The sequence below is a fragment of the Phenylobacterium sp. genome, assembly GCF_041913825.1.
In the GTDB taxonomy this organism is placed as follows: domain Bacteria; phylum Pseudomonadota; class Alphaproteobacteria; order Caulobacterales; family Caulobacteraceae; genus Phenylobacterium.
The window spans coordinates 34,106-59,779 of sequence record NZ_JAYSEO010000017.1 but is presented as its reverse complement, the minus strand read 5'-3'; the positions used below and the strand labels follow the sequence as shown (position 1 = coordinate 59,779).

Genomic DNA, 25,674 nt, shown 5'->3' with positions numbered 1-25,674 from the left:
GGCCCGGCGGAGGCGTTTCGATGCTGCATCTCCTGCTGTTGGCGCTCGGCCTGGGCGCCGCCCCCGCCGCCGGGGCCGCCGAACTGGTGATCGACTTCCCGGCCCTGCAGGGCGGCGGGCAGGTGATGTTCGCCGTCTACTCGGACGCCCAGGGCTGGACCCGGCGGGTCGGGGAGACCGCCGGCGGGCCGCTGCCGGTGCGGGCCGGCGCCGCCCAGGTGCGGCTCGACCTGCCGCCGGGGCGATACGCCGTGATGGCCTTCCATGACCGCAACGGCGACGGTCGGCTGAACACCCTGCCGGTGGGGCTGCCCACCGAGCCCTACGGCTTCTCGCGCGACGCCCGCGGCGCGTTCGGCCCGCCGGGCTGGGACAAGGCGGCGTTCAGCCTGCCGGCCTCGGGCGGGCGTCAGGCCATTCGCCTGCGCTGAGCCACCAGGGCCTCGAGCAGGTCCGCGGCCCGTTCGCCGCCGTCGGCTTCCCGGCGGATCGCCTCACCCAAGGCCCGGGCGCGCTGGGCGAAGGCGGGTTCGTCCAGCACGCGTGCGGCGGCTCTGCGGATCGCGCCGACACCCGCCGAACGCGGCAGTCGCAGGCCCGCGCCGGCCCAGGCTATGCGAGCGGCGTTCTCGGGCTGGTCCCGGCCGGTGGGGATCACCACCACCGGCACGCCGTGCATCAGCGGCCGCATCACCGTGCCGTGGCCGCCGTGGCAGATGACCAGGGCGCAGCGCGGAACGATGGCGTCGTGATCGGCCTGGGCCACCACCTTCACGTTGGCCGCCGACGGCAGGCGCTCGGGCGACAGCGCCGGCCCAAGCGTGACGACGCCCCGCACGGGCAGGTCGGCCAGGGCCTGGATCGTGCGAGCCAGCACCTGCTCCTGGCCCTGGTAGGCGGTGCTGAACGACACCAGCACGTTCGGCCGCTCGGGGTCGATCAGCTCGCCCACGTCGGCGGCGGCCTTCGCCCAGTCCGGCGCTTCCCCCAGGGGGCCGGCGTAGGCGAACGGCGCCGGCGGCGCGCTGACGCCATAGTCGAAGGCGGCGCTCGCGCCGAGCACCACGAGGTCGGCGGCCATGAGCTGCTCCAGCGCCGCGCCGAGCGGCCGCAGGCCGAGGCCCCGCCGGGCGGCGTTCAGGCTCTTCAGCCCCTGATCGTACCAGGCTCCGATCATCCGGCGCGAGGTGCGGTCGCGGCCCGCCTCGAAGGCGTTGCGCGCCGGCGGGAACCCCGGGCCGAAGGGCGGCACGTCCTCCCGCGTCGGAAAGCACCAGACGTTGGACGTGAGCAGCGCCAATGTCGCGCCGGCGTGCTCGGTCGCCGCCATGACGCCGAACAGCAGCTCGTTGGAGACCACGGCGTCAGGCTCGAACCGGTCCATCAGGGCGAGGGTGTCGGCGGCGTAGGCCGCGGCCGGTCCCGCGATCACCGCCTTGCAGACCGAGCGCACCACCGCCGGCGGCCAGCGGGTCCGCCAGTCCTGCAGCGGGTCGTCCTCGGCGCCCAGGGTCGTGCGGTTCGGCGCGCTTGCCCACGTCGCGAACCGCAGGCCGGCGGCGCTGGCCTGCGCGCGGTTCGCCTCGTCGGAGACGAACAGCACCTCGTGGCCACGGTCCTTCAGCCGGCGCGCGACCAGCAGGGCCGGGGGGACGTGACCGCCGCCCTCAAACGTCGTGAAGAGGAAGCGCACGCGGCAGGATCCGGACGGCCTTGAGGTCGGCGAGATGGCGCGCGCCGGTGCTGAAGCAGGCGACGGCGAGCTGCCGCGCCATGATGTCGAAGTGCTGGACGACCGCGTCGGCCGAGACGAGGGCGGCGGCGAGCACGCCGCCGGCCTGACCCACGAGGTCGGCGCCCAGCCGGATGGCCTTGGCCGCGTCGACGCCGTCGCGCACGCCGCCCGAGCCGATGAGCGGCAGGTCCGGGCAGGCCGCGCGGACCTCGGCAAGCGCCCGCGGGGTGGGGATGCCCCAGCCCTGGAACGCGTCGGCCACCTGCCGGTCGGCGCGGTCGGCGATACGCTCGGCCTCGATGGCCGCCCAGGCGGTGCCGCCGGCGCCGGCCACGTCGATCGCGGCGACGCCCGCGTCGTGGAGCCGCCGGGCGACAGCGGCGGAGACGCCGTAGCCCACCTCCTTGACGATCACCGGCCGTCCGAGGTCGCGGGTCAGCCGCTCGATGGCGGGCAGCACGCCGCGCCAGTCGCGGTCGCCGGCCGGCTGCACGGCCTCCTGCAGCGGGTTCAGGTGGATGATCAGCGCGTCCGCCCCGATCATCTCCACCGCCCGGCGCGCCTCGTCGGCGCCGTAGCCCTGCACGAGCTGGGCCGCGCCGAGGTTGGACCAGATGGGAACGGAGGGCGCGATCTCCCGCAGCCGGGCGTCGATGCCGGCCTGGGCGGCGCCTTCCAGCGCGACCCGCTGCGACCCCACGGCGAGCGGGATGCGGAGCTGCTCGGCCGCCGCGGCCAGGTTGGCGTTGATCGCCGCCCCGCGCTCCGGACCGCCGGTCATGGAGCTGATCAGGAACGGAAGTTTGAAGTCCCAGCCCAGGAAGCCGGTGGACAGATCCACCTCGTCCAGGTTCAGCTCAGGGAGCGCACAGTGCTCCAGCACCAGCTCGTCGAAGGCGCTGGGGCCGCCCGCCTGCTGGCGGAGCGCGATGTCCAGGTGTTCGTCCTTCCGGCGGACGATGGCGGACGGCTCGGTCAAGGTCGCCTCGGAACGGAACGGTTGGGCGGCAGCAACATTCTTTCTCGTAGGTGATACAAAATATCGATGGGCTTGTAACCGGGTTCTGACTTAGGCTGCCGGCCCAGGAAACGCCCGCCATGGGGACTCTCGTGACTGAACCCCTCGCCTTGGAGCGGAACCGGCTGGCCGTCCTGCGCGACCTGGTGGAGCGCGGGCTGGAGGAGCTGCTGCCGGACGCCGGCGACCCGCCGCACCGCCTGCACGCGGCCATGCGCTACGCGGTGCTCTCGCCTGGCAAGCGCATCCGCCCGATCCTCGCCCTGCTCAGCGCCCAGCAGCTCGGCTGTCCGCTGGCCGACGTCCTGCCGGCCGCCTGCGCGCTGGAGATGATCCATTCGGCCTCCCTGGTCCTCGACGACCTGCCGTGCATGGACGACGCCGACACGCGTCGTGGCCAGCCGAGCGTGCACGTGCGTTACGGCGAAGACGTGGCGGTGCTCACGGGCGTCGCCCTGCTCAACGAAGCGTTCGCGGTGGTCAGCCGCGCGCCGCACCTGAACGACGCCGCCAAGGTGGCCATGACCGCGCTGCTCTCGCGAACCGTGGGGACCGGCGGGCTGATCGGCGGCCAGGACAAGGACCTGCGCGCCGCGCCCGAGCCGACGCTCGGCTTCCTCAGCCAGCTCCACCACGAGAAGACGGGCGTCCTGTTCATCGCCGCCGTCGAGGTGGGCGCGCTCGCCGCCGGCGCCTCGCCGGGCGCCGTGCAGGCCCTGCGGGTCTTCGCCCGCGAGCTCGGCCTCGCGTTCCAGGCCTTTGACGACCTGGACGACGAGGCGGACCTCGAAGCCGGCCGGGCCGGGGTGAACATGCTGAGCGTGCTCGGCCGTGACGCCCTGCGCGACGAGGCGGCGCGCCGGCTGAGCGACGCCAAGGCCGCACTGGTCGAGGGTGGTCCGGAACTCGCGCCGCTCGGCGGCTACGTGGACCTCCTCTTCCGCCGCGCGACGGCGTAGGATCGACCCATGTCGATGGTGGTGAACACGGCGAGCTTCCTGGCCGGCGTCGTGGCCATGGAAGGCGTGGCCTGGGCCACGCATCGCTACGTCATGCACGGCGTGCTCTGGAACTGGCACCGTTCGCACCACGAGCCCGGCCGCAAGGGGCCGGAGCTCAACGACCTCTTCGGCCTGGTCTTCGCCGGCATAGCCGTCGGTCTCTTCTGGCTCGGCGCCCGGCCGGGCTTCGCGCCGGTCTGGTGGCTGGCCATGGGGATGACCGCCTATGGCGTGCTCTACGCCCTGGTGCACGACGGGCTGGTGCACCGGCGCTTCCCGTTCCCTATCCGGCCCCGGCGCGGCTACCTGCTGCGGCTCGTGCAGGCGCACCACCTCCACCACATCAGCCACGAGCGCGACGGCGCCGTCTCGTTCGGCTTCCTCTGGGCCCAGGATCCCGACCGGCTGCGCGCGCAACTCCAGGCGGGCCGGCGGCCATGAGCCCGGCCCGTCAGGGCGCCGTCGGCCTGGCGCTCGCCGCGGGCATCGTCGGCGGCTGGCTCGCGCTGCACCTGTGGGGCGTGTTCTTCCACCGCTGGAGCGAGGTCGACTGGCTCCGCGTCCCACTGCTGGTGGCCCTGCAGAGCTGGCTGGGCGCTGGCATGTTCATCGTCGCCCACGACGCCATCCATGGCTCCCTGGCGCCCGGCCGGCCGCGCCTGAACGCCGCCGTGGGCCAGCTCTGCGTGGCGCTCTACGCCGGCTTCGGATTCGGCAAGCTCGCCCGCTCGCACCGGCTGCACCACGAGGCCCCCGGCACAGCGCGGGATCCCGACTTCCACGATCCGGCGCCGCGCGCCTTCGTCCCCTGGTTCGTGGCCTTCTTCCGGCGGCACTTCGGCTGGGCGGAGTTCGCCCGGGTGACCGGGGTCCTGGTCCTCTACCTGCTGCTGGGCGCCAAGCCCGCCAACCTGATCGCCTTCTGGGGCGTCCCGGCGATCCTCTCGGCGCTGCAGCTCTTCACCTTCGGCACCTGGCTGCCGCACCGGCACGCCGGGGAGGGCGTCTTCGCGGACGAGCACCGCACCCGCTCGCTGGACTATCCCTGGATCGCCTCGCTGCTTGCCTGCTTCCACTTCGGCCGCCATCACGAGCACCACCTGCGGCCGGAGGTGCCCTGGTGGCGGCTGCCGGAGGTGCGGCTCTAGAGCCGCGACCAGAGCGGCCGGCGCGGCGGCGCCTGGAAGAGCCGCTCGACCCGGCTCCACACCGCAACGAGCGCGCCGCGGGCCACCAGCGCCGCCATCACCGGCTTCGGGACGGACATCCGCGACGCCAGCGCGTCGGGGCCCTTGCGGCGGATGCGGCGGCCGATCTCGCGATAGACGTCGCGGGCCGCCGCGACGGCCAGCGCGCCGCGGAACGGCAGGTCTCGGATCCCGACCCGGGCGGATCGGTAGTAGGCCTCCGCCAGGTCCAGCATCTCCTCCACCACGGTGAAGACCTGATCGTGGTTGAACGGGTTGCGCAGCGCCTCGGGCGTCGCCGCCACGCCCGCCGCGCGCAACGCCTGGGCGGGCAGGTAGACCCGGCCGTTTTCCGCGTCCTCGCGCACGTCGCGGCAGATGTTGCTGAGCTGGAAGGCGAGGCCCAGGTCCTGCGCCCGCTTCAGGACCGCGTCGTCGCGCACGCCCATGATCAGCGCCATCATCACCCCGACGACCCCTGCCACGCCCCAGCAGTAGCGCAGCGTCTCCTCGGTGGTCTCGTAGGTCGCCCCGTCCACGTCCATGGCGAAGCCGTCCAGCAACTCGAGCGGCCACTGCTCGGGCATCCGGTGCTTCAGCGCTACGCGCTGGAAGGCGACGAACGCCGGATCCGTCACGGGCTCGCCGGCGAGCGCGGCCCGGGTTTCCCGGCGCAGCATTTCCAGCCGCTCGCGGCGCGCGGCGTCGGTGAGCGGGATCGAGGCGCCGCCGTGGTCCTGGCCGTCGATCTCGTCGTCGCAGCGGCGGCACCAGGCGTAGAGCTGCCAGACGTCCTCGCGCAGCTCGTGTCCGAAGAGCCGGGCGGCCGCGCGGAAGCTCGTGGAGCCCTTCTCCATGGCGGCTTCGGAGTGGGCGACGACGGCGTCCATCAGGCCGGCTCGCGGGCCAGGTCCTCGGCGATCACCCGCGCCGTCGCCTTGGCCGAGCCCACCACGCCCGGCACGCCCGCGCCGGGATGGGTGCCGGCCCCCACGAAGTAGAGGTTGCGCACCTCGGCGTCGCGGTTGTGCACCCGGAACCAGGCGCTCTGGGTCAGGATCGGCTCGAGTGAGAAGGCGCTGCCCAGGTGGGCGTTCAGCTCGCTCTGGAAGTCCTCCGGCGTGAAGATCCGCATGGTCACGAGGTCCTCGCGCAGCCCTGGGATGGCCCGGCGCTCGATGGCTTCCAACAGCCGCTCGGCGTACTTCGGCCCCTCCGTCTGCCAGTCGATGGGCTGGGTCAGGTTGGGCACCGGCGACAGCGCATAGTAGGCGCTGCACCCGTGCGGCGCGAGGCTGTCGTCCGTGACGCTCGGCGCGTGCAGGTAGATCGAGAAGTCCTCGCGGAGGGGCTTGGCCCCGCAGATCGAGTCCACCAGCCCCTTGTACTCAGGGCCGAACAGGATCGTGTGGTGGCGCAGGTCGTCATGCCGGCGCTTCAGCCCGAAATAGACCACGAACAGCGACATGCTGAACCGCCGCCGCCCCAGGCCCTTCTCCATCCGCCGTCCGCGCGGGTGACGCTTCAGGAGCTTGCCGTAGGTGTGCATGACGTCGGCGTTGCTGACCACCAGGTCGGCCATCAGCACCTCGCCGTCCTCGGTCCGGACGCCCACCGCCCGGTCGCCCTGGGTCAGGATCTCGGCCGCGGGGGTGGCGAGGCGGAGCGTGCCGCCGAGGTCCTGGAACAGGCGGGCGAGACCGGCCACCAGCGCCCCCGTGCCGCCCCGCGGAAACCAGACCCCCCATTTGCGCTCCAGGGCGTGGATCAGGGCGTAGATCGACGAGCTCTGGAACGGATTGCCGCCCACCAGCAGGGTGTGGAACGAGAGCGCCTGCCGAAGGTGCTCCTCCTGCACGAAGCTCGAGACCATGGAGTAGACGCTGCGCCAGGCCTGCAGCCGCGCGAGCTGCGGCGCCGCCTTGACCATGCTCCAGGGGTCGAGGAAGGCCACGTGGCCGAGTTTCAGGTAGCCCTCCTCGAAGACCTGGGTCGAATAGTCGAGAAAGCGGCGGTAGCCCGCCACGTCCGGCGGCGAGAGGGCGGCGATCTGCCGGTCCAGCTCGGCCTGGTCGTTGACGTAGTCGAACGCCGTGCCGTCCTCCCACAGCAGCCGATAGAAGGGTGTGATCGGCAGCAGCTCCACATAGTCGGACAGCCGGCGGCCCGAGAGTTCGAAGAGCTCCTCCAGGCTCGACGGGTCGGTGATGACCGTCGGGCCCGCGTCGAAGGTGAAGCCGTCCTGCTCGTAGACGTAGGCTCGGCCGCCCGGCCGCGCCCGGCCCTCCAGCAGGGTGACCGAGAGCCCCATGGACTGCAGCCGGATCGCGGCCGCGAGTCCGCCGAAGCCCGCGCCGATGACGATGGCCTTACGCGACAACTGGAGTCCTCCTCGGCGGCGCGACCGCCTTTAACGCCCGCAGGACCGGCACCGGCGGCTTGCCCGCGAGCACGCGGGCCTTGTCGGCGACGGTGCTTCGGCCGGCGTAGAAGCGTTCGATCAGCGGCTGCGGCAGCCGGTAGAAGCGCTCGAGCACGCGGTAGCGCTGGTCGGGCTCGGCGGCGGTGAACAGCATGCGGTTGAGCAGCCGGTGGAAACCACGCTGGCGCCAGAGCGCAATCGAGCGGTCGCGGAGCACCCGCGCCAGCGGCCGGCTGCCCAGATGCGCGTTGCGGGCCACGAGCTCGGCCACCTGCAGCGCGTCGGGGAAGGAGTAGCCGGTCACCGGATGGAAGAAGAGGCCGCGCATGCCCACCTGCGGCACGTGCCGGCCGGGTTCGTCCCAGTAGGCCTCGACGTCGCCGGCCAGCACCACCGGCAGGGCGCCGCGCTCGCGGCCGACCACGTCGGCGATCGCCCACCCCGCCCCGCGCGCGTAGCGGAGCAGCTCCGACTCGAGCTGCAGCCGGTCGATCTCGCCCCCGTCGCTGTAGCGGGTGTCCTCCACCAGCACGCGGTCCGGCCCAAGCGGCAGGACGTAGATGAACCGGAAGCCGTCGGCCTGGCGCACGGTCGCGTCCATCACCGTCGGCCGCGTGAGGCCGTGGATCCGCTTGAGCTGCAGCTCCAGACCCAAGAACTTCTGGTAGGCGATGTCCACGTGCGGGGAGGGGGTGGCTCCGCGGCCGTCGATGATCAGCGGGGCGGCGAAGGTGTCGCCCTCCTCGCAGACGACCCCCTCCGGCGAGACGAGCCGCGCGCGCCGGCGCAGCAGGTCGGGGCCGAGCGCATCACGCACTGCGGCGCGCAGGGTCCGGCTGGTCAGGCAGCCATAGGGGGTGGTGAGCGCCCGCGCATGGCCGGGGAAGGCGACGTCGTAGCCGGCCCACACGTGGTCCAGCATCGGCCTGAGCGTTTCCCAGACAGGCGGCGCCGCGTCGGTGGCGAACAGGCACCAGGTGTGCGGCTCGGGCTCCGCGTCGGGATCCAGCAGGCCTATCCGGAGTTCCGGACGGCGTCGCCGCAGTTCGAGCGCGATCAGTCCGTTGGCCAGCCCGCCGCCCACCAGCAGGACGTCATGTTTCGATGGGCTTTGGACGGGACGCTCAGACATTCTTTGTTATAGTAGACATAAAGAATGGGCGGTCCAGCCGGGTTTGGCGTCCGGTGGACTCCGAGGTACTAGCATCACCGAAAGGGGGTAGGAGTGCCGAGGCCCAAGGGCGCGCGTGATTCCGACTACGACCAGAAGAGGGCGGCTCTTCTCGAGCGCATGACCCGGCGGATCATGCGGCGCGAGGTTGCGCGCCCGAGCCTGAGGCAGCTTGCCGAGGCGGCTGGCGTCACCGTTCCGACCCTGCGGCACTACTTCGGCGGCCGCGCCGAGGTGATGACGGCTATCCTCGAAGCCTATCGCCAGGCCGGCGGCCGGCGCCTCGAGATGCTCGCCACGCCAGAGGTCCCGTTCGAGGAGTCCATCCGGCAGTTCGCCTTCTCCCTGCTGATGGCCGTGCAGATGCCGCGCGAGGTGAAGCTGGGCGATGTCTTCGCGGTCAGCATCGCCGAGGGCCTGCTCGACGAGAAGATCGGCCCAGCGGCCCTGGAGCACATCGTCGATCCCTCGGTCGACGTTCTGCAGGCCAGGCTGCGGCATCACATCGCCCGCGGCGAGATGATCGAGGCGGACACCCGCGCGGCGGCGCTCATGCTGCTCTCGCCCCTGCTGCTCGCGATCCTCCATCAGCAGCACATGGGCGGGGCCACCTGCAACCCCGCCGACCTGCCGAAGATGACCGAGGAGCTCTGCGCGGCCTTCATCCGCGCCTACAAGGCGCCGGCGCCCTAGGCGAGCGCCGGCTCAGGCTCGGCGATGTCGCCCGGCGTGCGGCCGGCGTCGTAGACGCCCTGGTCGAGCAGGCCTTGGCGCTTGGCGACGATGGTCGGGACCAGCGCCTGGCCGGCGACGTTGACCGCCGTGCGGCCCATGTCGAGGATCGGGTCGATCGCCAGCAGCAGGCCGACGCCTTCCAGCGGCAGGCCGAGCGTCGAGAGGGTCAACGTCAGCATCACCGTCGCCCCCGTCAGCCCGGCGGTGGCCGCCGAGCCCAGCACCGAGACGAAGACGATCAGCAGGTAGTCGGTCACACCGAGCGGCACGCCGAAGAACTGTGCCACGAAGATCGCCGAGATCGCCGGGTAGATGGCCGCGCAGCCGTCCATCTTGGTGGTCGCGCCCAGGGGCACGGCGAAGGCGGCGTAGGCGCGGGGCACGCCGAGGCCGGTCTCGGTGACCGCCTCGGTCACGGGCAGGGTGCCGATCGAGGAGCGGGAGACGAAGCCCAACTGGATGGCCGGCCAGGCGGCCCGGAAGAACCGCAGCGGGTTCAGCCCGTGCGCGCCGAGCAGCGTCGGGTAGACGACGAACAGCACCAGGGCGAGGCCTGCGTAGATGGCGATGGCGAACTGGCCGAGCTGGCCCAGCGCGTCCCAGCCGTACTTGGCCACGGCGTTGCCGAGCAGGCCGACGGTGCCGATCGGCGTCAGGCGGATCACCCACCAGAGCACCTTGCGCACCACCGCCAGCGCCGACGCGTTGAACGCCAGGAAAGTGCGGCCCGCCTCGCCGGCCTTCAGGGCCGCCGCGCCGATCACCAGCGAGATCACCAGGATCTGCAGCACGTTGAACGAGACGCTGGTGGTGGCGGAGCCGTCCGCCAGCTTGGTCGAGGCGGTGAGGCCCAGGAAGTTCGCGGGCACGAGGCCGGTGAGGAAGTCGAGCCAGCTTCCGGTGGTGGAGGGCGCCTTGGCCGCCTCGGCGGCGACGCCTGCGTGCAGCCCCGGCTGCAGGGCGAGGCCGAGCGCGATGCCGATCGCCACGGCGATCAGCGCGGTGATCGCGAACCACAGCAGGGTGCGCCAGACGAGGCCGGCGGCGTTCTGCAGCTCGCGCAGGTTGGCGATACTGGCGACGATCGCCGTGAAGACCAGCGGCGGCACCAGGGCCCGCAGCAACTGGACGAAGCTCGAGCCGACGATCCGCAGGGTCTCGGCCAAGGCGAAGCCCGGCTGGCCTGACTCGGCGCCGAGGCTGCGGGCGAGCAGGCCGAGGGCCAGGCCGACGACCATCCCGGCCAGGACCTGCCAGCCGAAGCTGCTGATGAAGCGGGAGGGGCGGGCGGTGGCCATGGACCTTCCTTGCGGCCGCAGGAGGCATGATCTCTACCGTGACGATAGGATTTCAGCCGTAGCCGAAATTCTGCGGCCCCCCCCAGAACGTCTAAGGGCCTGAGAAGGACGCATTTCGCGCGCCCATTGCCCACGCCGCCAGCGGCGGCTAGGCCGCTGCGGATGCTCACGGATCCGCTCTTCTACGCCCTGGCCATCCCCGCGGTGGTGCTGATGGGTCTCGCGAAGGGCGGCTTCGCCGGCGTGGGCGCGATCTCCATGCCGCTGCTGGCGCTGGCCATCTCTCCGGTGCAGGCCGCCGCCATCCTGCTGCCGATCCTGATCGTGCAGGACATGGTCAGCGTGTGGGCGTTTCGGCGAGACTGGGACAGAGGGGTGCTGGCGGTGATGCTGCCTGGCGCCGCCGTGGGGATCCTCGCCGGCTACCTGCTGGCGGCGAAGGTGTCGGCCACCGCGATCCTGGCGGTGCTGGGCGCGATCTCGATCCTGTTCGCCGTCCATCGCCTCTGGCTGTCGCGCGGCGGGCGGATCGCGGCCCCCAGCGACTCGCCCGGCTGGGTGGGCGGCCTGTTCGGCGTCGCCGCCGGTTTCACCAGCCAGATCGCCCACGCGGGCGGTCCGCCGTTCCAGATGTGGGTTCTGCCGCGGGGGCTCGCCCCGGCCAGCCTGATCGGCACCACCGCCATCTTCTTCGCCGCGGTGAACTGGATAAAGGTCCCCGCCTATGCGGCGCTGGGTCAGTTCACGGCGCAGAACCTGCTGACCGCCGCCGTGCTGATGCCGGTGGCGATCGGCTCCACCTTCGCCGGCGTCTGGCTCGTGAAGCGCGTGCAGGCGGAGCGGTTCTACACCCTGATTTACATCCTGATGGCGGCGGTGGGCGTCCAGCTCCTGTGGGAGGCGTGGCGCGCCTGAAGCCTACTCGGCCGCCACCGCCGGGACCCGCGCGCCCTCGTAGACGAAGGCGGCATCGTCCAGGTCGATCTGCGGGAAGACGTCCTTCTCCGACCAGTAGTCCTGGGTGTGCTGCCAGTCCGGCTTGTCGCCGCGCTTGGGCAGCAGGTGCAGGCCGCGCATCAGATAGCCGGGGTTGAAGTTCTCCGGGTCGATCCAGGGCAGGATCGGCATGTCCCTGTCCTCGGGACGGAGCGCCAACGAGACCTTCTTCGCGCCCTTCTCGTCCATGTGGGCGAGGAGGCGGCAGACGAAGTCGCCGATAAGGTCGGCGCGGAGCGTCCAGCTCGCCCTGAAGTAGCCGAACACCCAAACGAGGTTGGGCACGCCGGTGAACATCATGCCGCGGTAGGTGACGGTCTGGCCCCATTCCACCGGCTCGCCGTCCACCTGGAAGGGGATCCCGCCCATGACGCTGAGCTCGAAGCCGGTGGCGGTGATGACGACGTCCGCCTCCAGCACCTGGCCGGACTTCAGCAGGATGCCGTTCTCGACGAACCGGTCGATCTCGTCGGTGACCACCGAGGCCTTGCCGCCCGCCACGGCGCGGAAGATGTCGCCGTCGGGCACGAAGGCGATCCGCTGGCGCCAGGGCCGGTAGCGCGGGGTGAAGTGCTGTGCGGTCACCTCCGGGCCGACGAAGGCCGAGACGCCGGCCAGCAGCTCCTGCTTGACCGCCTCGGGCTCCTCGAAGCTGCGCTGGGTGAACAGCGCGCCGTCGTGCAGGCGCTTGCGGCGGACGATTTCGTGGATCCACGACTCGTCGATCTGCAGGGCGCGGAGCTGGTCGGCGAGATCGTCGACGTTGCGGCCCGGCACGAAGTAGGTGGGCGAGCGCTGCAGCATGGTTACGTGCGCGCATTCGCCCGCGATGTTCGGGATCAGGGTCGCGGCCGTCGCGCCCGAGCCGATCACGACGACCTTCTTGCCGGCGATCTGCGGGTCGTCGGGCCAGGTCTGCGGGTGGATGATGCGGCCCTTGAAGTCGGCCATGCCCGGCCACTCCGGCGTGTAGCCGGCGCCGTGGTTGTAGTAGCCCTGGCACATCCACAGGAAGCCGGTGGTGAAGCGCACCGCCTCGCCGGTGTCTTCCCGTACGGCGTCGACGGTCCAGACCGCCGCCTCGCTCGACCAGGCCGCGTTGGTGATCCGGTGGCGGTAGCGGATGTGGCGCGCGAGGTCGTTCTCCTCGATCACCTCGCCCATGTAGCTGAGGATCTCCTCGGCGGTGGCGATGGGCGGGCCGACCCACGGCTTGAACCGGTAGCCGAAGGTGTAGAGGTCGCTGTCCGAGCGGATGCCCGGGTACTTGTGGGTGAGCCAGGTGCCGCCGAAGCTGTCCATCGCCTCGAGCACCACGAAGCTCTTGCCCGGCTGCTGCTGGGCGAGGTGGTAGGCGGACCCGATGCCGGAGATGCCGGCCCCGACGATCAGCACGTCGAAGTGCTCGCCGCCCTTGGGCGTGGAAATGTTTGCGCTCGCGTTCATGCCTGCCTCCCTGGCCGTCCCTTTTCCGCTCACTCTGGGCGAACGGCCGGCGGCCTCTTTGATCGGGGTCAAGCCAAACTGAACGGCGATAAGGAATCAAGCCGAAAGGCGCGGCTCAGTCGGGAAGTTGACCGCCGATCCAGGTGGTGACGACGCGGCCCTGGTCGTCCAACAGGGCGAGGTCGGCCCGCAGCCCCGGCGCGATGCGCCCGAGCTCGTGGTCCAGGCCGAGGAACTGGGCCGGCGCGAGGCTGGCCATCCGCAGCGCGTCGGCGAGGTCCACGCCCAGCATCTCCACCGTGTTGCGGACCGCCGAGGCCATGTCGAGGTCCGAGCCGGCCAGGGTGCCGTCCGGACCGACGCAGACGCCGTCCTGCACCGTGATCATGCGGCCCTGCAGGCTGAAGGTCTTCTCGGTCAGGCCGACGCTCGGCATCGCGTCGGTGACCAGCATGAACCGGTCCAGCGGCCGGCAGCGCAGCGCCAGGCGCAGGACCGCGGGGTGGATATGGCGCCCGTCGACGATGATCCCGCAGAACGCCGTCTGGTCCTCGAGCGCCGCGCCGACAGCTCCTGGCGCACGGCTGGCCAGGGGCGACATGGCGTTGAAGAGGTGGGTGAAGCCCGTCACGCCGGCCGTCAAGGCCTCGCCGATCTGCTCGTAGGTGGCGTCGGTGTGGCCGGCGGCGACCACTACGCGGTCCTGCGCGAGCTTGCGGATGCAGCCGGGATCGGTGCGCTCCGGGGCCAGGGTCACGAGGGTGCGGCCGGCCTTAAGCGAGCCGAGGAGGGCGCTGGCCCGGGCGTCGAGCACGCGGAACTTCGCCTTGTCGTGGATGCCGGCGCGGGCGGCGTTGAGGAACGGGCCTTCCACGTGCACGCCGAGCACGCCGGGCACGCCGGCCTGTATGGCCTGCTCCACGGCGCGCATGGCCCGGTCGATGGCGTCGAGGTCCTCGCTGATCAGGGTCGGCAGGAAGCCGGTGGTGCCGAACCGGCGGTGCGCCGCGCCGATGGCGGCGATGGCCTCCACGCTCAAGTCGTCATTGAACAGTACGCCGCCGCCGCCGTTCACCTGGGTGTCGACGAAGCCCGGCACGAGAGCGCCGCCGGCGAGGTCGTAGCGCTGGTCCGCGCGGGCCAGCGCCTCGGCCTCGGGCCCGACGGCGACGATCCGGCCGCCATCGATCACCACGCCCAGGCCTTCGACCAGGCCGCGGCCGTTCAGAACCCGGCCGCCTGTCAGGGCGAGCGCCATCAGACGGTCCTCGTGACCTTGGCGAGACCCGGAGGACGGTCCGGATCGAAACCGCGGGCGCGGGCCAGTTGCTCGACCATCCCGTAGAAGCTCTGGGCCAGCAGGATCGGCTCCAGCAGCGGATCGGCCGCCACCGCCGGCAGGACCGTCGCGCCCGGGGCCTGGCCGCCGGCCAGCAGCACCGCCGCGCCGGCCGCCGCCAGCTCCTCCGCGAGGGCCTCGACGCCTTCACGGCTCGGGTCGTCCTGGGCGAAGGCCAGGACCGGGAAGCCGTCGCGGGCCAGCGCCATCGGACCGTGGCGCACTTCCGCGGCGCTGAACGCCTCGGCGTGCAGGCCGCAGGTCTCCTTAAATTTCAGCGCCGCCTCCTGGGCCGCCGCGAAGCCGGGCCCGCGGCCCACCACGTAGAGGCTCTGGGCGTCCTGGAAGGCGTCGAGGGCCGCCGACCAGTCGAGCCGGCGGGCGGCCTCCATCTGGTCGGGCAGGTCGGTGAGCGCCGCCTCCAGCGCGGCGTCCTCGGTCCAGGCGGCCACGAGCTGGGCCACGGCGGCCAGGGCGGCGAGATAGGACTTGGTGGCGGCGACGCTCACCTCCGGCCCCGCCCACAGCGGCAGCTCCGCGTCGGCGATGGCGGCGAGCGGCGAGTCCGGGGCGTTCACGAGCGCCACCAGGCGCGCGCCGCCGGCCTTGGCGGCCTCGGCCGTGGCGATGAGGTCGGGGCTCGCTCCCGACTGGCTGATCGCCAGGCAGAGGACGTCGCCGGCGTCGGGCGAGGAGCCGTAGACGGAGCTGACCGAGGGCGCCGCCGAGGCGGTGATCAGGCCCAGGCGGGTCTCGATCAGGTACTTTGCGAAGGTGGCCGCATGGTCGGAGGAGCCGCGGGCGCAGGTGAGCACCGCGCGCGGCGGCCGCTCCCGGAGCTCGGCGGCGAGCTCGCGCACGGCTTCGGCGTTGCGGGCCAGCAGGTCGGCGACGACGCGCGGCGCCTCGGCGGCCTCCTGGGCCATCAGGCTGGCGGCGCGGGCGTCGTTGCGGGGCGCCTCGGGGCTCACGTGGGGCAACTCGGCTCCTTCCGGCTCACGAGGTGAGCGCGTTCAGCTCGGCCACGAAGTCGTAGGCGTCGCCGCGGTAATAGGACTGGGTGAACTCCACCGGGCGGCCGTCCCTGAGGAAGCCGCGACGCTCGATCAGCAGGCCTGCATCACCCGGCTGAACGCGCAGCAGGCCCGCCTGTTCGGGCGTGAAGAGCACGGCGCGCAGGCGCTGCAGCGCGCGGGTCGGCCGGTGGCCGGCCGTCTCCAGCGCCTCGTAGAGAGAGGAGCCCACAGCCTGGGCGGAGGGCAGGGAGAAGCCGGGGACGGTGGTGAACTCCAGCGCCATCGGCAGGTCGTCGGCGAAGCGGATGCGGTTGAAACGGTAGACCGGCGAGCCCGGGCTGAGGCCCAGCACCATCGACTCCTCCGGCGTGACCGCGCCCTCGGCCCGCTTCAGCCACTCCGAGCGGGGCGTCCGGCCGCGGGAGATCATGTCCTCGCTGAACGACGACAGCTTGGAGAAGCTCTTCTCCACGCGGCTGGCGACGAAGGTGCCGGCGCCCTGCCGGCGCAGCAGCAGGCCCTCGGCGACGAGGCCGTCCAGCGCCTTGCGCACGGTGATGCGGGAGACCGAGAATTCCTCGGCGAGGTCCCGCTCCGGCGGCAGCGCCTCGTCCGGCGCCAGCACCCGGTTCTGGATCGCCTCGCGGATCTGCTGCTGGAGCTGCTGGTACAGCGGCCCCCGCGCACGCGGATCCAGGGTCCCGATCAGTTCTGCAAAGGCTGGCACGTCGTCCCCGACCTAATGGAGGGCCGCAGCATGGCGGCCCAAAAGCTATAGGTCACGCTTCTGACCAATTCCATACCAATTTTGGAATGATCCACAATTGGTCTTCTTTTTCGCTTGCGCTGCTTCATTTTTTCGTCACAGCTAAGGCTCGATCCCGAGTGCGTTGGGGGGAGTTTGCCCGAGTCGTGCCTCGGATTGGCACGGGATTGGTCACATGGGAGGCGGGCCACAGCGGCCGCCGTAGGGGAGAAGAACCATGGGCATGAAGCGTCAGCTTCTGGTGGCGTCCGCCAGCTTGGCCGCGATGATGGCTGCGAGCGGCGCGGCGCAGGCGCAAGAGGTGGAGGAGCTGGTCGTCACCGGCATCCGCGCCTCCCTGCAGCAGTCGATCACCGCCAAGCGGGAAGCGCAGAGCGTCGTCGAGGTGATCTCGGCCGAGGACGTGGGCAAGTTCCCCGACAAGAACGTCGCCGAGAGCCTGCAGCGCGTCACCGGCGTGACCATCACCCGCGACTTCGGCGAGGGCGAGCGCGTGGCGATCCGCGGCACCGCTCCGAACCTCAACCTCACCCTGCTGAACGGCCACTCGGTGGCCACCGCCGACTGGTTCATCCTCGACCAGCTCAACGCCAGCCGCAGCTTCAACTTCCTGATGCTGCCGTCCGAGGTCGTCGGTCAGGTCCAGGTCTTCAAGAGCCCGCAGGCCGACCTGGAGGAGGGCGGCATCGGCGGCACCGTGAACGTCGTCACCCGTCGCCCGCTGCAGCTCGACCCGTTCACCGTCCAGGCGTCGGCCCAGATGGCCTACACCGAGCTCGCCGACAAATGGGACCCGCAGCTCTCCGGAATGCTGAGCTGGTCCAACGCCGACGACACCTTCGGCGTGATGGTCGGGCTGGTGAAGCAGAAGCGCCACCTGCGCCGCGACGGCGTCGAGGTGCTGGGTTACGGCTCGAACAACTTCGGCGGCAGCGTTGGGACGGTCGATTATCCGTCCCTGATCGGCTCGTCCTTCTTCCAGCAGACGCGTGACCGCGAGGGCGTGAACTTCGGTGTGCAGTACGCCCCGAACGACCGGCTGGAGGTCAACCTGACCGGCCTCTACAGCCAGATGGACGCCGACAACTTCAACCAAAACTACATGGCCTGGGTGTCCAACAAGGTCGGCGCGCTCGGCGCCGGCGGCGGGACGCTCACCAACACCGAGGTGCGCGACGGCACCCTGGTGCGCGGGACCTTCGGGACGGCCGGCGGCTTCGGCGCGGTGTTCGACGCCATCGACCGGGTGGCCTCGACCGAGACCCGCTCCATCGATCTCGACGTCACCTACGCCCTGAACGACGAATGGAACGTCCACGGCCAGATCGGCTACACCGACGCCGAGGGCGAGACGGAGGCCCAGCCGTTCTGGGAGACCATCGGCGTCACCGGCCTGACCTTCGACCTCACCCAGGGCGTGCCGCGGGTCAACTTCACCAACATCGATCCGACCAACGCCGCGGCGCTGAACGAGCTGGGCTGGGCCTCGCTCGACAGCATCGGCAACACCGACGAGGAGTTCTACGTCCGCGGCGACGTGGAGCGGACCGCCAGCGTGGGGCCGTTCACGAGCTTCAAGGCCGGGGTGAAGTTCTCCGACCACGAGCGGGAGACCCTCCACATCGCCGGCCGCCTGGGCTCGCTCTATCCGTGGACCGGCGGCCTCTGCAGCGGCCACGTCTGCGGCCTGGCCGACGTGGCCGGCGAGGTCACGCCGTCGGACTACCTGAAGGGCATCCGCGAGGCCGGCGTGCTCTCAGCCTACCGCCAGGTGGACCGCAAGGCGCTGGAGCAGCTCCTGCTGTCCAAGACCCTGGTCGACTGGACGCCGTCCACGCCCGGCAGCGCCGACTACCGGTTCCTGTCGCCCTCCGACAGCTACAGCATCGAGGAGAAGGCCTTCGGCGGCTACGTCATGGGCCTGTTCGAAGGCGACGGTTTCCGCGGCAACGTCGGCGTGCGCGTGGTCCAGACCAAGCAGACGGCGGAAGGCTGGGTGGTCGGCGCGGGCGGCGGCACGCCCAACCCGTTCGGCGACATCACGCCGGTGACCTACAAGAACAACTACACGGACATCCTGCCGAGCTTCAACATCGCCTTCGACCTGGCGGACGACCTCGTGGTCCGCTTCGCCGCGGCGCGGGTGATGGCGCGGCCGGACTACGCGAAGATCGCCCCGCAGATCTCGCTGACGCCCTCGATCTTCACCGGCACGGGCGGCAATCCGCAGCTCGACCCCTACCGCGCGAACCAGTTCGACATTTCGGCCGAGTGGTACTACGCGCCGCAATCGCTGCTGTCGGTGGCGGTCTTCTACAAGGACATCCAGTCCTACCTGGTGAACGCCACGGAAGAAGAGATCCAGCGCGTGGAGACCAACACGCCCGATCTCAGCCGGTGCAATCCCGTGGGCGGGGCGCTCTACGACTGCCGCTTCGACGTCACCCGGCCGACCAACGGCCCGGGCGGGCGGAACCAGGGCGTCGAGGTCTCCTGGCTGCAGCCGATCTGGAACGGCTTCGGCGCGCAGGTGAACTACACCTACTCCGACGCCAAGGCGAACAACGGGGACCCGATCCCGGGCAACTCGAAGCACAGCTACAACCTGACCGGCTGGTACGAGAACGACCGGATCAGCGCCCGGCTGTCCTACAACTACCGGTCCAAGTACTTCATCGACATCGACCGGGCCGCCCAGCTCAACAGCGCCGCGGTCAAGTCGCTGGACGCCTCAGTCAGCGTCAACGTCACGGAGAACGTCGCGCTCACCGCCGACGCCGTGAACCTGACCGACGAGACGCTGAAGCAGTACTCTGGGACCACCTCGCGGCCGCGGGCCTACTACAAGAACGGCCGGATCTTCTACGTGGGCGCCCGGCTGCGCTTCTGACGACTGTCCCCCCAACTTAGGGCGCGGCTCGCTCTTTCCCGCGCCCCTTTCTCTTTCCATTGTAGCGGTTGGGCCGGGGGCCGGAGGGAAGCATGCGGGCGAGTGCGTGTCCGTGGATTGCGGCGGCTGCGGCCTTGCTGCTGGCGGCCTGCGCCACAGCGCCGGCGCCTGCGCCGATGATCACCCCTGCGCCCGTCCGGGCCGAGGTCTCCGCCGGCGTGCTGCGCGTCGCAGATGGGGCGTCGATCGTCGCCGCCGACCCGGCCGGCCGCCGGACCGCCGAGATCCTGGCGGAGCTGACGGCCCGGGCCGGCGGTCCGCGCCTGAGGGTGACGACGCCCGGCGCGCCGGGCCTGATCACCCTCCGCAAAGGCGAGGTGAAGCATCCGGAGGGCTATGAGCTCGAGGTGACGCCAGCCGGCGCCGTCGTCACCGCCTCCACCGACGCGGGCCAGTTCTACGGGGCCATGAGTCTCTGGCAGATGCTGACCGCCACGCCGGGCGAGGCGCGCCTGCCGGCGGTGCGGATCGCGGATGCGCCGCGGTTCGGCTGGCGCGGCCTAATGCTGGACTCGGCGCGCCACTATCAGTCGCCGGCCTTCATCCGCACGCTCATCGACGCCATGGCGGCGCACAAGCTGAACGTCCTGCACTGGCACCTGACTGACGACCAGGCGTGGCGGCTGGAGATCAAGAAGTATCCGAAGCTGACGCAGGTCGGCGCCTGGCGCGTGCCGGCCGGGCAGGGGCCTGCCGCCGACATCGACCCCGCAACCGGCAAGCCGCGGCTCTACGGCGGCTTCTACAGCCAGGACGAGGTGCGGGCGCTGGTCGCCTACGCCGCCGAGCGGCACATCACCATTGTCCCCGAGATTGAGATGCCGGGTCACGCCTCGGCCGCGGTGGCGGCCTACCCGGAGCTCGCCGCCAATCCGAACCCGTCGCGCGCCGTGCCCGCCGACTGGGGCGTCTATCCGGCCCTCTTCAACACCGAGGACGCCACCTTCGGCTTCCTTGAGAACGTGCTGGACGAGGTGATCGCGCTCTTCCCCTCCACCTACATCCACGTGGGCGGCGACGAGGCCGTGAAGGACGAGTGGAAGGCCTCGCCGCGCATCCAGGCCCAGATGAAGGCGCTGGGGGTCAAGGACGAGCACGGCCTGCAAAGCTGGTTCATCCAGCGGATGGAACGGCATCTCGCCAGCCGCGGCCGCCGGTTGATTGGCTGGGACGAGATCCTTGAGGGCGGTCTCGCGCCCAACGCCACCGTCATGTCGTGGCGAGGGATCGACGGCGCCGTGGCCGCCGCGCGCTCCGGCCACGACGCGGTGCTGTCGCCGGCGCCGGTGCTCTATTTCGACCATCGGCAGACCGGCCGCGCGGACGAACCGCCGGGCCGTGGGCGGGTCGTGGGGCTGGAAGAGGTGTACGCCTTCGATCCGGCGCCGGCGCAACTCACCCCCGCCGAGCGAAGCCATATCCTGGGTCTGCAGGCCAACCTATGGACCGAACACGTGCGCACCGAGGGACGCGCCGCCCACATGCTGTTCCCGCGCGGCCTGGCGATCGCCGAGATCGGCTGGTCGCCGGAAGGCCGGCGCGACTTCGCCGACTTCTCGCGTCGCGCCGCGCAGGGCTCTGCGCGCCTGCGCCGGATGGGCCTCCCGGCCGCCGAGACGCCGTTCCGGGGGCCGGATGTCCCGGCCGATCCGCGCTACCGCGACAGCCGACAGCTCAAGCTCTGCTCCGAGAACATCGCCCTCGCGCTCGAGGACGACGCGCCGGTCCGCGGCGAGCGGGCCGTCTTCCTCACCGACATCATGAACCCGTGCTGGATTTGGCCGCAGGCGGACCTCGCCGGCGTCGCCGCCGTGCGGGTGGACGTCGGCCAACTCCCGTTCAACTTCCAGATCGGCGCGGACATCAAGAAGGTGGTGGCCGGCAACAACCGCACGCCGGCCGGCGAGCTGGAGGTTCGGGTCGGCGGCTGCGCTGCGCCTCCGGCCGTGATCGTCCCGCTGGCCCAGGCCGCGAGCAATCCCGCCGTCACGGCCGTCGAGGCGAAGCTGCCGCCCGGGCTGGGTCGCCAGGACCTCTGCTTCACCTTCACCCGGCCCGCCGTCGAGCCGATGTGGGCGCTGAGCGGCGTCCGTCTGCTTCCGGAGGCCGGCCGATGAAGCTCGTGCGGGCCGAGGTTGCGACGTTCACGCTGGAGGCCCCGCTCGCGGGTTGGGCGGCTCCGCTCGACGAGGCGCCGGATCCGGTGTTCGCCGGCCGGATGCTCGGCGACGGCGTCGCCATCGACCCGATCGGCCAGACGCTGCACGCGCCGTGCGACGGGACGGTCTTCGGACTGCCGGCCAGCCGGCACGCCGTGACGCTCCGCGCGGACAACGGCGCGGAGATCCTCATGCACGTGGGCCTGGAGACGGTGGCTCTTGGCGGCGAGGGGTTCGAGGCGCACGTGGCGGAAGGCGCGCGCGTCCGGCGCGGCCAGCCGCTGCTGAGCTTCGACCTCGACCTCCTCGCGACCCGCGCCCGCAGCCTGCTGACGCCCATCGTGGTGACCAACGGCGACGCCTTCGAGATCGTCGAGCGCACTACGGGCCGGGAGGTGCGGCCCGGCGATCCGCTCATCACCCTGCGGCCCCTGGCGGGCACAGCGGCTCGCGCGGAGCTCTCCGAAGCGGCAATGGTCGTGGAGGAGCTGGTGATGCCGCTGCCGCATGGGCTGCACGCCCGCCCGGCCGCGCGGCTCGCCGCCCGGGCCCAGGCGTTCCGCGCCGAGATCGAGGTCGCCGCCGGCCCGCGACGGGCGGACGTCCGCAGCGCCGTGGCGCTGATGACCCTCGGCGCCGGCCACGGCCAGGCGGTGCGCCTCAGCGCCCGGGGGGCCGACGGAGCCGAGGCCATCGCCGCTTTGCGCGCGCTGCTCGAGGAGATCGCCGCCGAGGAGCGCGCCGCCGTCCCGCCGCGCGCCGCCGCGCCCGCGCCGGCCGCGGAGCAATCGTCGGAGCCCGGCGTGCTGCGGGGCGTCACCGCCGCGCCCGGCCTGGCCATCGGGGTGGCTGTGCGCCTCGCAGAGGCCGAGCCGCTGGTGGCCGAGACGAGCCGCGGCGCGGAGGCCGAGATCGCCGCGCTTCGGGAGGCCCTGGCGAAGGTCGCGGCCGGACTCGCCGCGGGCGCCGGCTCCGGCCACCAGAGCCGACAGGATATCCTCGCCGCACACCAGGCCTTCCTCGCCGATCCCGACCTGCGCGCCCGGGCCGATGCGGCCATCGCCGCTGGCGCTAGCGCGGGTATCGCCTGGCGCGAGGCGGTGCGCGCCACGGTCGCCGCACTGCGCGGACTGGGCGACGCCCGCTTCGCCGAGCGGGCCGACGACCTGCTAGACCTGGAGCGCCAGGTGCTCTTCGCGCTGTCCGGCGAGGAGGCGCCCCGGCCGCAGCTCCCCAGCGGCGCGGTCGTCGTCGCAGACGAACTCCTGCCGTCGCAGCTCCTCGGGCTGGAGGGGGCGCAGGTGGCCGGCTTCTGCACCGCCCGTGGCGGGGCCACCTCGCACGTGGCCATCCTGGCCCAGGCCATGGGCGTGCCCGCCCTCGCCGCCATGGGGGAGGGCCTGCTGAAGACACCGGACGGCGCGGCGGTGATCCTCGATGCCGACGCCGGGCTCCTGCGGGTCGGGCCGGATCGCGCGGCTCTCGAAGCGGCCCAGAGCGCGCTCGCGGCCCGCGCCGGGCGGCGCGAGGCCGACCGCGCTGCGGCCGCGGCGCCGGGCGGCCTCGCCGACGGAACACGCATCGAAGTCCTCGCCAACCTGGGCGCCGTGGCCGAGGCCGCGCCCGCGGTGGGCCAGGGCGCCGAGGGCTGCGGCCTGTTCCGCACCGAGTTCCTCTACCTCGACCGCCAGGCGCCGCCCTCCGAGGACGAGCAGGCCGTCGCCTACCAGGCGGTGGCCGACGCCCTGGCGGGGCGCCCGCTGACCGTCCGCACCCTGGACGCCGGCGGCGACAAGCCGCTCGCCTTCGCGCCCACGCCGCACGAGGCGAACCCGGCGCTCGGCCTCCGCGGTCTGCGGGCCGGCCTGCGCGCCCCGGCCCTGCTGCGCGCCCAGCTCGCCGCCGTCCTGCGGGTCGACGGGCCCGTGCGGATACTGCTGCCGATGGTCAACGACCTGACCGACCTGCGCGCCGCCCGCCGCGTGGTGGCCGAGCTCGCGCCCGGCCGCGCCGTGCCCGTAGGCGTGATGGTGGAGACGCCCGCCGCGGCCCTGCTGGCCGACCAGCTCGCCCGCGAGGCCGACTTCCTCTCGCTCGGCACCAACGACCTCACCCAGTACGTGCTGGCCATGGACCGCGAGCATCCCGAGCTCGCCCCCAGGCTCGATGGCCTGCATCCGGCGGTGCTGCGGCTGATCGGCCGGGTGGGGGAGGCCTGCGCGGCCGCGGGCAAGCCCGCCTCGGTCTGTGGGGGCCTGGCCGCCGATCCCTTGGCGGCGCCCCTGCTCGTGGGCCTTGGCGTCCGTAGCCTGTCGGTGGCGCCGGCCGCAGTCCCGGGCCTGAAGGCCAGGCTCCGCGCCCTCGATCTCGCGGCCTGCGAGGCCGTGGCCCGCGCCGCCGTCGACCTGACTTCGGCGGAGGACGTCCGCGCGATGGTGCGCGAACGGCTTCCCGCCTCCGGAGCCCCCGCATGACGTTCCGCCTGAGTGGGCTGCAGCAGCTCGGCCGCGCGCTGATGCTGCCCATCGCCGTCCTGCCGGTGGCGGCGCTGATGCTGCGGCTGGGCCAGCCCGACCTTCTGGGCGCTCCTGCGCTGGCCGTCCTGGGCGGCGGCGCCTTCGGTGTCCTGGCGCAGGCCTTCGCCGCGGCTGGCGGCGCGGTGTTCGGCAACCTCGGCCTGATCTTCGCCGTCGGCGTGGCGGTCGGCCTGGCGCGGGAAAACCACGGCGCAGCGGGGCTGGCCGGCGTGGTCTGCTTCCTTGTGGCGACGGAAGGCGCCAAGGCCATCCTGCACGTGCCAGCGGCAGCGCTGGTCGGCGTCGCCGCGGGCGCGCAGGACCTTGCCGCCGCGGCCTGGAAGGCCAAGGAGATCGGCAAGCTGTCGATCCCCGCCGGCATCTTATCCGGACTGATCGCAGGCGCGCTCTACAACCGGTACGCCGACATTCGGCTGCCCGAGTACCTGGCCTTCTTCGGCGGCCGGCGCTTCGTGCCGATCGTCTGCGGCCTGGCCGGCGTCGGCCTGGCGCTGGCCTTCGGCCTCGCCTGGCCGGTCCTGGAGCGGGGGATGGACGCGCTGAGCGCCGGCGTGCTGGGCCTTGGACCTGTCGGCCTGTTCCTCTACGGCGCCCTCAACCGGCTGCTGATCGTCACCGGCCTGCACCACATCCTCAACAACCTCGCCTGGTTCCTGATCGGCGAATACGGCGGCGTCACCGGCGACCTAAACCGCTTCGCCGCCGGCGACCCGAGCGCCGGCGCCTTCATGGCCGGCTTCTTCCCGGTGATGATGTTCGGCCTGCCGGCGGCGTGCCTGGCCATGTACCACACGGCGCGTCCCGACCGCCGGAAGGCCGTGGGCGGCATGCTGCTCTCGGTCGGCCTGACCTCGTTCCTGACCGGCGTCACCGAGCCGATCGAGTTCAGCTTCATGTTCCTCGCACCGGCGCTCTACGCGGTGCACGCAGTGCTGACCGGCATCTCGATGGCGCTGATGGATGCGCTGGGCGTGAAGCTCGGCTTCGGCTTCTCGGCCGGCCTGTTCGACTACGTCCTCAACTTCAACAAGGCGACGAAGCCCTGGCTGCTGCTGCCCGTGGGACTGGCCTACTTCGGGATCTACTATGGCCTGTTCCGGCTGGTGATCCGGGCTTTCAACCTGAAGACCCCAGGCCGGGAAGACACACCGGCGGCGACGGAGGCGGCCGCCGCGCTGCCGGGCGGAAGCCGGGGCGAGGCGTTCGCAAGGGCTTTGGGCGGAGCGGCCAACCTCGCCAGCGTGGACGCCTGCACGACGCGGCTGCGCCTGACCGTGCGGGACCAGGGCGCGGTGGACGAGGCGCAGCTTCGGGCGCTCGGCGCCAAGGGCGTGGTGCGGCCCGCCGCCGACGCGCTGCAGGTCGTGCTCGGACCCCAGGCGGACCAGGTGGCTGGCGAGATCCGGGCGAGCCTTCTGGCCGGCCCGGCGACCTCCGCGCGCTCAGGCAGCGGCCTCGCCGCGGCGGTCGCGGCGCTCGCGCCGACGGAGGTGGAGGTTTGCGACAGCCGGTTGCGGCTGGCGCTGCCGCCGGGGGCGGTGCTGGACGAGGCGGCGCTGCGGGCCGCGGGCGCACGCGGTGTCGTGCGGGCCGGGGCGCGGCTGCACGTGCTGGTCGGGCCCGATGCGGCGGCGGTGGCCGCGGCCCTGCGCAGCGTTTAGCGGTTCAGCAGGTACCAGGCGACGGCGCCCACGCCGCCCCAGAAGGCGGCGCCCGCTCCCATGATGATCGCCATGCCCTTCTGCCGGCCAGCGCGGTCGGGCTCGTCGGGGGATTCGGGGCCGGGCGCCTGCTGGACGAGCCGCCATGCGCCCGAACGGGCCTGCGCCTGTGGCGGCAGATCGGTGGTGGTGAGGTCCGGTTGCTGGCTCATGCGACGCCTCCCTCGGCCTCCAAGC

Annotated in this window: 21 protein-coding genes; 10 read left to right on the top strand and 11 right to left on the bottom strand. The window is 72.1% G+C overall.

From position 1 onward, the window contains the following. Nucleotides 1–20: 20 nt before the first annotated feature. The gene (locus ACE3Q8_RS15220) at nt 21–431 is read left to right on the top strand and encodes a DUF2141 domain-containing protein (protein ID WP_374471135.1); all 411 of its coding nucleotides are present in this window, start codon (nt 21–23) and stop codon (nt 429–431) included. On the opposite strand, the gene ACE3Q8_RS15215 is transcribed toward ACE3Q8_RS15220, so the two are convergent. Together ACE3Q8_RS15215 and fni are read right to left on the bottom strand one after the other, a co-directional pair. Then, on the bottom strand, nt 410–1,693 hold the full coding sequence (locus tag ACE3Q8_RS15215; RefSeq protein ID WP_374471134.1) for a glycosyltransferase: 1,284 nt from the start codon (nt 1,691–1,693) through the stop codon (nt 410–412). The genes ACE3Q8_RS15220 and ACE3Q8_RS15215 overlap by 22 nt on opposite strands. Further along, nucleotides 1,668–2,714: a type 2 isopentenyl-diphosphate Delta-isomerase gene (gene fni / locus ACE3Q8_RS15210; protein ID WP_374471133.1), complete on the bottom strand. Its 1,047-nt coding sequence runs from the start codon at nt 2,712–2,714 to the stop codon at nt 1,668–1,670. Before fni ends, ACE3Q8_RS15215 begins: the two co-directional genes overlap by 26 nt. 131 nt (nt 2,715–2,845) lie before the next feature. Here fni and ACE3Q8_RS15205 point away from each other — a divergent pair, with 131 nt between their 5' ends. From ACE3Q8_RS15205 to ACE3Q8_RS15195, 3 genes are read left to right on the top strand one after another with little or no spacing between them, the layout of a single operon-like run. Further along, a complete protein-coding gene (locus ACE3Q8_RS15205; protein WP_374471132.1) occupies nt 2,846–3,712 on the top strand; it encodes a polyprenyl synthetase family protein in 867 nt (288 codons plus the stop codon). Nucleotides 3,713–3,721: 9 nt separating this feature from the next. Continuing rightward, nucleotides 3,722–4,195 (top strand): sterol desaturase family protein, encoded by a 474-nt coding sequence (locus tag ACE3Q8_RS15200; protein WP_374471131.1) that lies wholly within the window; start codon nt 3,722–3,724, stop codon nt 4,193–4,195. Beyond that, nucleotides 4,192–4,902, top strand: a complete 711-nt coding sequence (locus ACE3Q8_RS15195; RefSeq protein WP_374471130.1) for a fatty acid desaturase — start codon at nt 4,192–4,194, stop codon at nt 4,900–4,902. Before ACE3Q8_RS15200 ends, ACE3Q8_RS15195 begins: the two co-directional genes overlap by 4 nt. On the opposite strand, the gene ACE3Q8_RS15190 is transcribed toward ACE3Q8_RS15195, so the two are convergent. From ACE3Q8_RS15190 to crtY, 3 genes are read right to left on the bottom strand one after another with little or no spacing between them, the layout of a single operon-like run. Continuing rightward, the gene (locus tag ACE3Q8_RS15190) at nt 4,899–5,831 is read right to left on the bottom strand and encodes a phytoene/squalene synthase family protein (protein WP_374471129.1); all 933 of its coding nucleotides are present in this window, start codon (nt 5,829–5,831) and stop codon (nt 4,899–4,901) included. The genes ACE3Q8_RS15195 and ACE3Q8_RS15190 overlap by 4 nt on opposite strands. Further along, nucleotides 5,831–7,321 carry a phytoene desaturase gene (locus ACE3Q8_RS15185; protein ID WP_374471128.1) on the bottom strand — a complete coding sequence of 497 codons (1,491 nt, stop codon included), beginning with the start codon at nt 7,319–7,321 and terminating at the stop codon, nt 5,831–5,833. The genes ACE3Q8_RS15190 and ACE3Q8_RS15185 overlap by 1 nt, the downstream gene beginning before the upstream one ends. After that, complete coding sequence (gene crtY / locus ACE3Q8_RS15180) at nt 7,311–8,495, bottom strand: lycopene beta-cyclase CrtY (RefSeq protein ID WP_374471127.1); 1,185 nt, start codon at nt 8,493–8,495, stop codon at nt 7,311–7,313. Before crtY ends, ACE3Q8_RS15185 begins: the two co-directional genes overlap by 11 nt. A 93-nt stretch (nt 8,496–8,588) precedes the next feature. Between crtY and ACE3Q8_RS15175 the strand changes: the two genes are divergently transcribed. Continuing rightward, a complete protein-coding gene (locus ACE3Q8_RS15175; protein WP_374471126.1) occupies nt 8,589–9,227 on the top strand; it encodes a TetR/AcrR family transcriptional regulator in 639 nt (212 codons plus the stop codon). Here the strand turns inward: ACE3Q8_RS15175 and ACE3Q8_RS15170 are convergent. Then, nucleotides 9,224–10,567 carry a dicarboxylate/amino acid:cation symporter gene (locus ACE3Q8_RS15170; protein WP_374471125.1) on the bottom strand — a complete coding sequence of 448 codons (1,344 nt, stop codon included), beginning with the start codon at nt 10,565–10,567 and terminating at the stop codon, nt 9,224–9,226. The genes ACE3Q8_RS15175 and ACE3Q8_RS15170 overlap by 4 nt on opposite strands. A gap of 162 nt (nt 10,568–10,729) precedes the next feature. On the opposite strand from ACE3Q8_RS15170, the gene ACE3Q8_RS15165 reads away from it, so the two are divergent. Then, nucleotides 10,730–11,482 (top strand): sulfite exporter TauE/SafE family protein, encoded by a 753-nt coding sequence (locus ACE3Q8_RS15165; RefSeq protein WP_374471124.1) that lies wholly within the window; start codon nt 10,730–10,732, stop codon nt 11,480–11,482. A 3-nt stretch (nt 11,483–11,485) separates the two neighbouring features. Here the strand turns inward: ACE3Q8_RS15165 and ACE3Q8_RS15160 are convergent, their stop codons facing one another. The 4 genes from ACE3Q8_RS15160 to ACE3Q8_RS15145 all read right to left on the bottom strand — a co-directional run bounded on the left by ACE3Q8_RS15160 (nt 11,486) and on the right by ACE3Q8_RS15145 (nt 16,091). Continuing rightward, on the bottom strand, nt 11,486–13,009 hold the full coding sequence (locus ACE3Q8_RS15160; protein ID WP_374471123.1) for a flavin-containing monooxygenase: 1,524 nt from the start codon (nt 13,007–13,009) through the stop codon (nt 11,486–11,488). A 115-nt stretch (nt 13,010–13,124) separates the two neighbouring features. Beyond that, complete coding sequence (nagA, locus tag ACE3Q8_RS15155; protein WP_374471122.1) at nt 13,125–14,267, bottom strand: N-acetylglucosamine-6-phosphate deacetylase; 1,143 nt, start codon at nt 14,265–14,267, stop codon at nt 13,125–13,127. Beyond that, nucleotides 14,267–15,328 (bottom strand): SIS domain-containing protein, encoded by a 1,062-nt coding sequence (locus ACE3Q8_RS15150; protein WP_374471121.1) that lies wholly within the window; start codon nt 15,326–15,328, stop codon nt 14,267–14,269. The genes nagA and ACE3Q8_RS15150 overlap by 1 nt, the downstream gene beginning before the upstream one ends. A gap of 16 nt (nt 15,329–15,344) precedes the next feature. Continuing rightward, nucleotides 15,345–16,091 carry a GntR family transcriptional regulator gene (locus ACE3Q8_RS15145; RefSeq protein WP_374471120.1) on the bottom strand — a complete coding sequence of 249 codons (747 nt, stop codon included), beginning with the start codon at nt 16,089–16,091 and terminating at the stop codon, nt 15,345–15,347. A gap of 262 nt (nt 16,092–16,353) precedes the next feature. On the opposite strand from ACE3Q8_RS15145, the gene ACE3Q8_RS15140 reads away from it, so the two are divergent. The 4 genes from ACE3Q8_RS15140 (at nt 16,354) to nagE (ending at nt 25,437) form a co-directional block, all read left to right on the top strand. After that, a complete protein-coding gene (locus ACE3Q8_RS15140) occupies nt 16,354–19,020 on the top strand; it encodes a TonB-dependent receptor (protein WP_374471119.1) in 2,667 nt (888 codons plus the stop codon). A 92-nt stretch (nt 19,021–19,112) separates the two neighbouring features. Then, entirely contained in the window at nt 19,113–21,197 is a 2,085-nt protein-coding gene (locus tag ACE3Q8_RS15135; RefSeq protein WP_374471118.1) for a beta-N-acetylhexosaminidase, read from the top strand. Beyond that, nucleotides 21,194–23,713 carry a phosphoenolpyruvate--protein phosphotransferase gene (ptsP, locus tag ACE3Q8_RS15130; protein WP_374471117.1) on the top strand — a complete coding sequence of 840 codons (2,520 nt, stop codon included), beginning with the start codon at nt 21,194–21,196 and terminating at the stop codon, nt 23,711–23,713. Before ACE3Q8_RS15135 ends, ptsP begins: the two co-directional genes overlap by 4 nt. Then, a complete protein-coding gene (gene nagE / locus ACE3Q8_RS15125; protein ID WP_374471116.1) occupies nt 23,710–25,437 on the top strand; it encodes an N-acetylglucosamine-specific PTS transporter subunit IIBC in 1,728 nt (575 codons plus the stop codon). The genes ptsP and nagE overlap by 4 nt, the downstream gene beginning before the upstream one ends. On the opposite strand, the gene ACE3Q8_RS15120 is transcribed toward nagE, so the two are convergent. After that, entirely contained in the window at nt 25,434–25,649 is a 216-nt protein-coding gene (locus ACE3Q8_RS15120) for a hypothetical protein (RefSeq protein ID WP_374471115.1), read from the bottom strand. The two genes, nagE and ACE3Q8_RS15120, sit on opposite strands and share 4 nt — an antisense overlap. Nucleotides 25,650–25,674 lie beyond the last annotated feature (25 nt).

What these genes read in the sequence shown, in the direction of transcription:
- ACE3Q8_RS15220 (WP_374471135.1), top strand. Translation starts at nt 21, where the DNA reads ATGCTGCATCTCCTGCTGTTGGCGCTCGGCCTGGGCGCCGCCCCCGCC.
- ACE3Q8_RS15200 (WP_374471131.1), top strand. Translation starts at nt 3,722, where the DNA reads ATGTCGATGGTGGTGAACACGGCGAGCTTCCTGGCCGGCGTCGTGGCC.
- ACE3Q8_RS15195 (WP_374471130.1), top strand. Translation starts at nt 4,192, where the DNA reads ATGAGCCCGGCCCGTCAGGGCGCCGTCGGCCTGGCGCTCGCCGCGGGC.
- ACE3Q8_RS15190 (WP_374471129.1), bottom strand. Translation starts at nt 5,831, where the DNA reads ATGGACGCCGTCGTCGCCCACTCCGAAGCCGCCATGGAGAAGGGCTCC.
- crtY (WP_374471127.1), bottom strand. Translation starts at nt 8,495, where the DNA reads ATGTCTGAGCGTCCCGTCCAAAGCCCATCGAAACATGACGTCCTGCTG.
- ACE3Q8_RS15170 (WP_374471125.1), bottom strand. Translation starts at nt 10,567, where the DNA reads ATGGCCACCGCCCGCCCCTCCCGCTTCATCAGCAGCTTCGGCTGGCAG.
- ACE3Q8_RS15165 (WP_374471124.1), top strand. Translation starts at nt 10,730, where the DNA reads ATGCTCACGGATCCGCTCTTCTACGCCCTGGCCATCCCCGCGGTGGTG.
- ACE3Q8_RS15160 (WP_374471123.1), bottom strand. Translation starts at nt 13,009, where the DNA reads ATGAACGCGAGCGCAAACATTTCCACGCCCAAGGGCGGCGAGCACTTC.
- nagA (WP_374471122.1), bottom strand. Translation starts at nt 14,267, where the DNA reads ATGGCGCTCGCCCTGACAGGCGGCCGGGTTCTGAACGGCCGCGGCCTG.
- ACE3Q8_RS15140 (WP_374471119.1), top strand. Translation starts at nt 16,354, where the DNA reads ATGAAGCGTCAGCTTCTGGTGGCGTCCGCCAGCTTGGCCGCGATGATG.
- ACE3Q8_RS15135 (WP_374471118.1), top strand. Translation starts at nt 19,113, where the DNA reads ATGCGGGCGAGTGCGTGTCCGTGGATTGCGGCGGCTGCGGCCTTGCTG.
- ptsP (WP_374471117.1), top strand. Translation starts at nt 21,194, where the DNA reads ATGAAGCTCGTGCGGGCCGAGGTTGCGACGTTCACGCTGGAGGCCCCG.
- nagE (WP_374471116.1), top strand. Translation starts at nt 23,710, where the DNA reads ATGACGTTCCGCCTGAGTGGGCTGCAGCAGCTCGGCCGCGCGCTGATG.
- ACE3Q8_RS15120 (WP_374471115.1), bottom strand. Translation starts at nt 25,649, where the DNA reads ATGAGCCAGCAACCGGACCTCACCACCACCGATCTGCCGCCACAGGCG.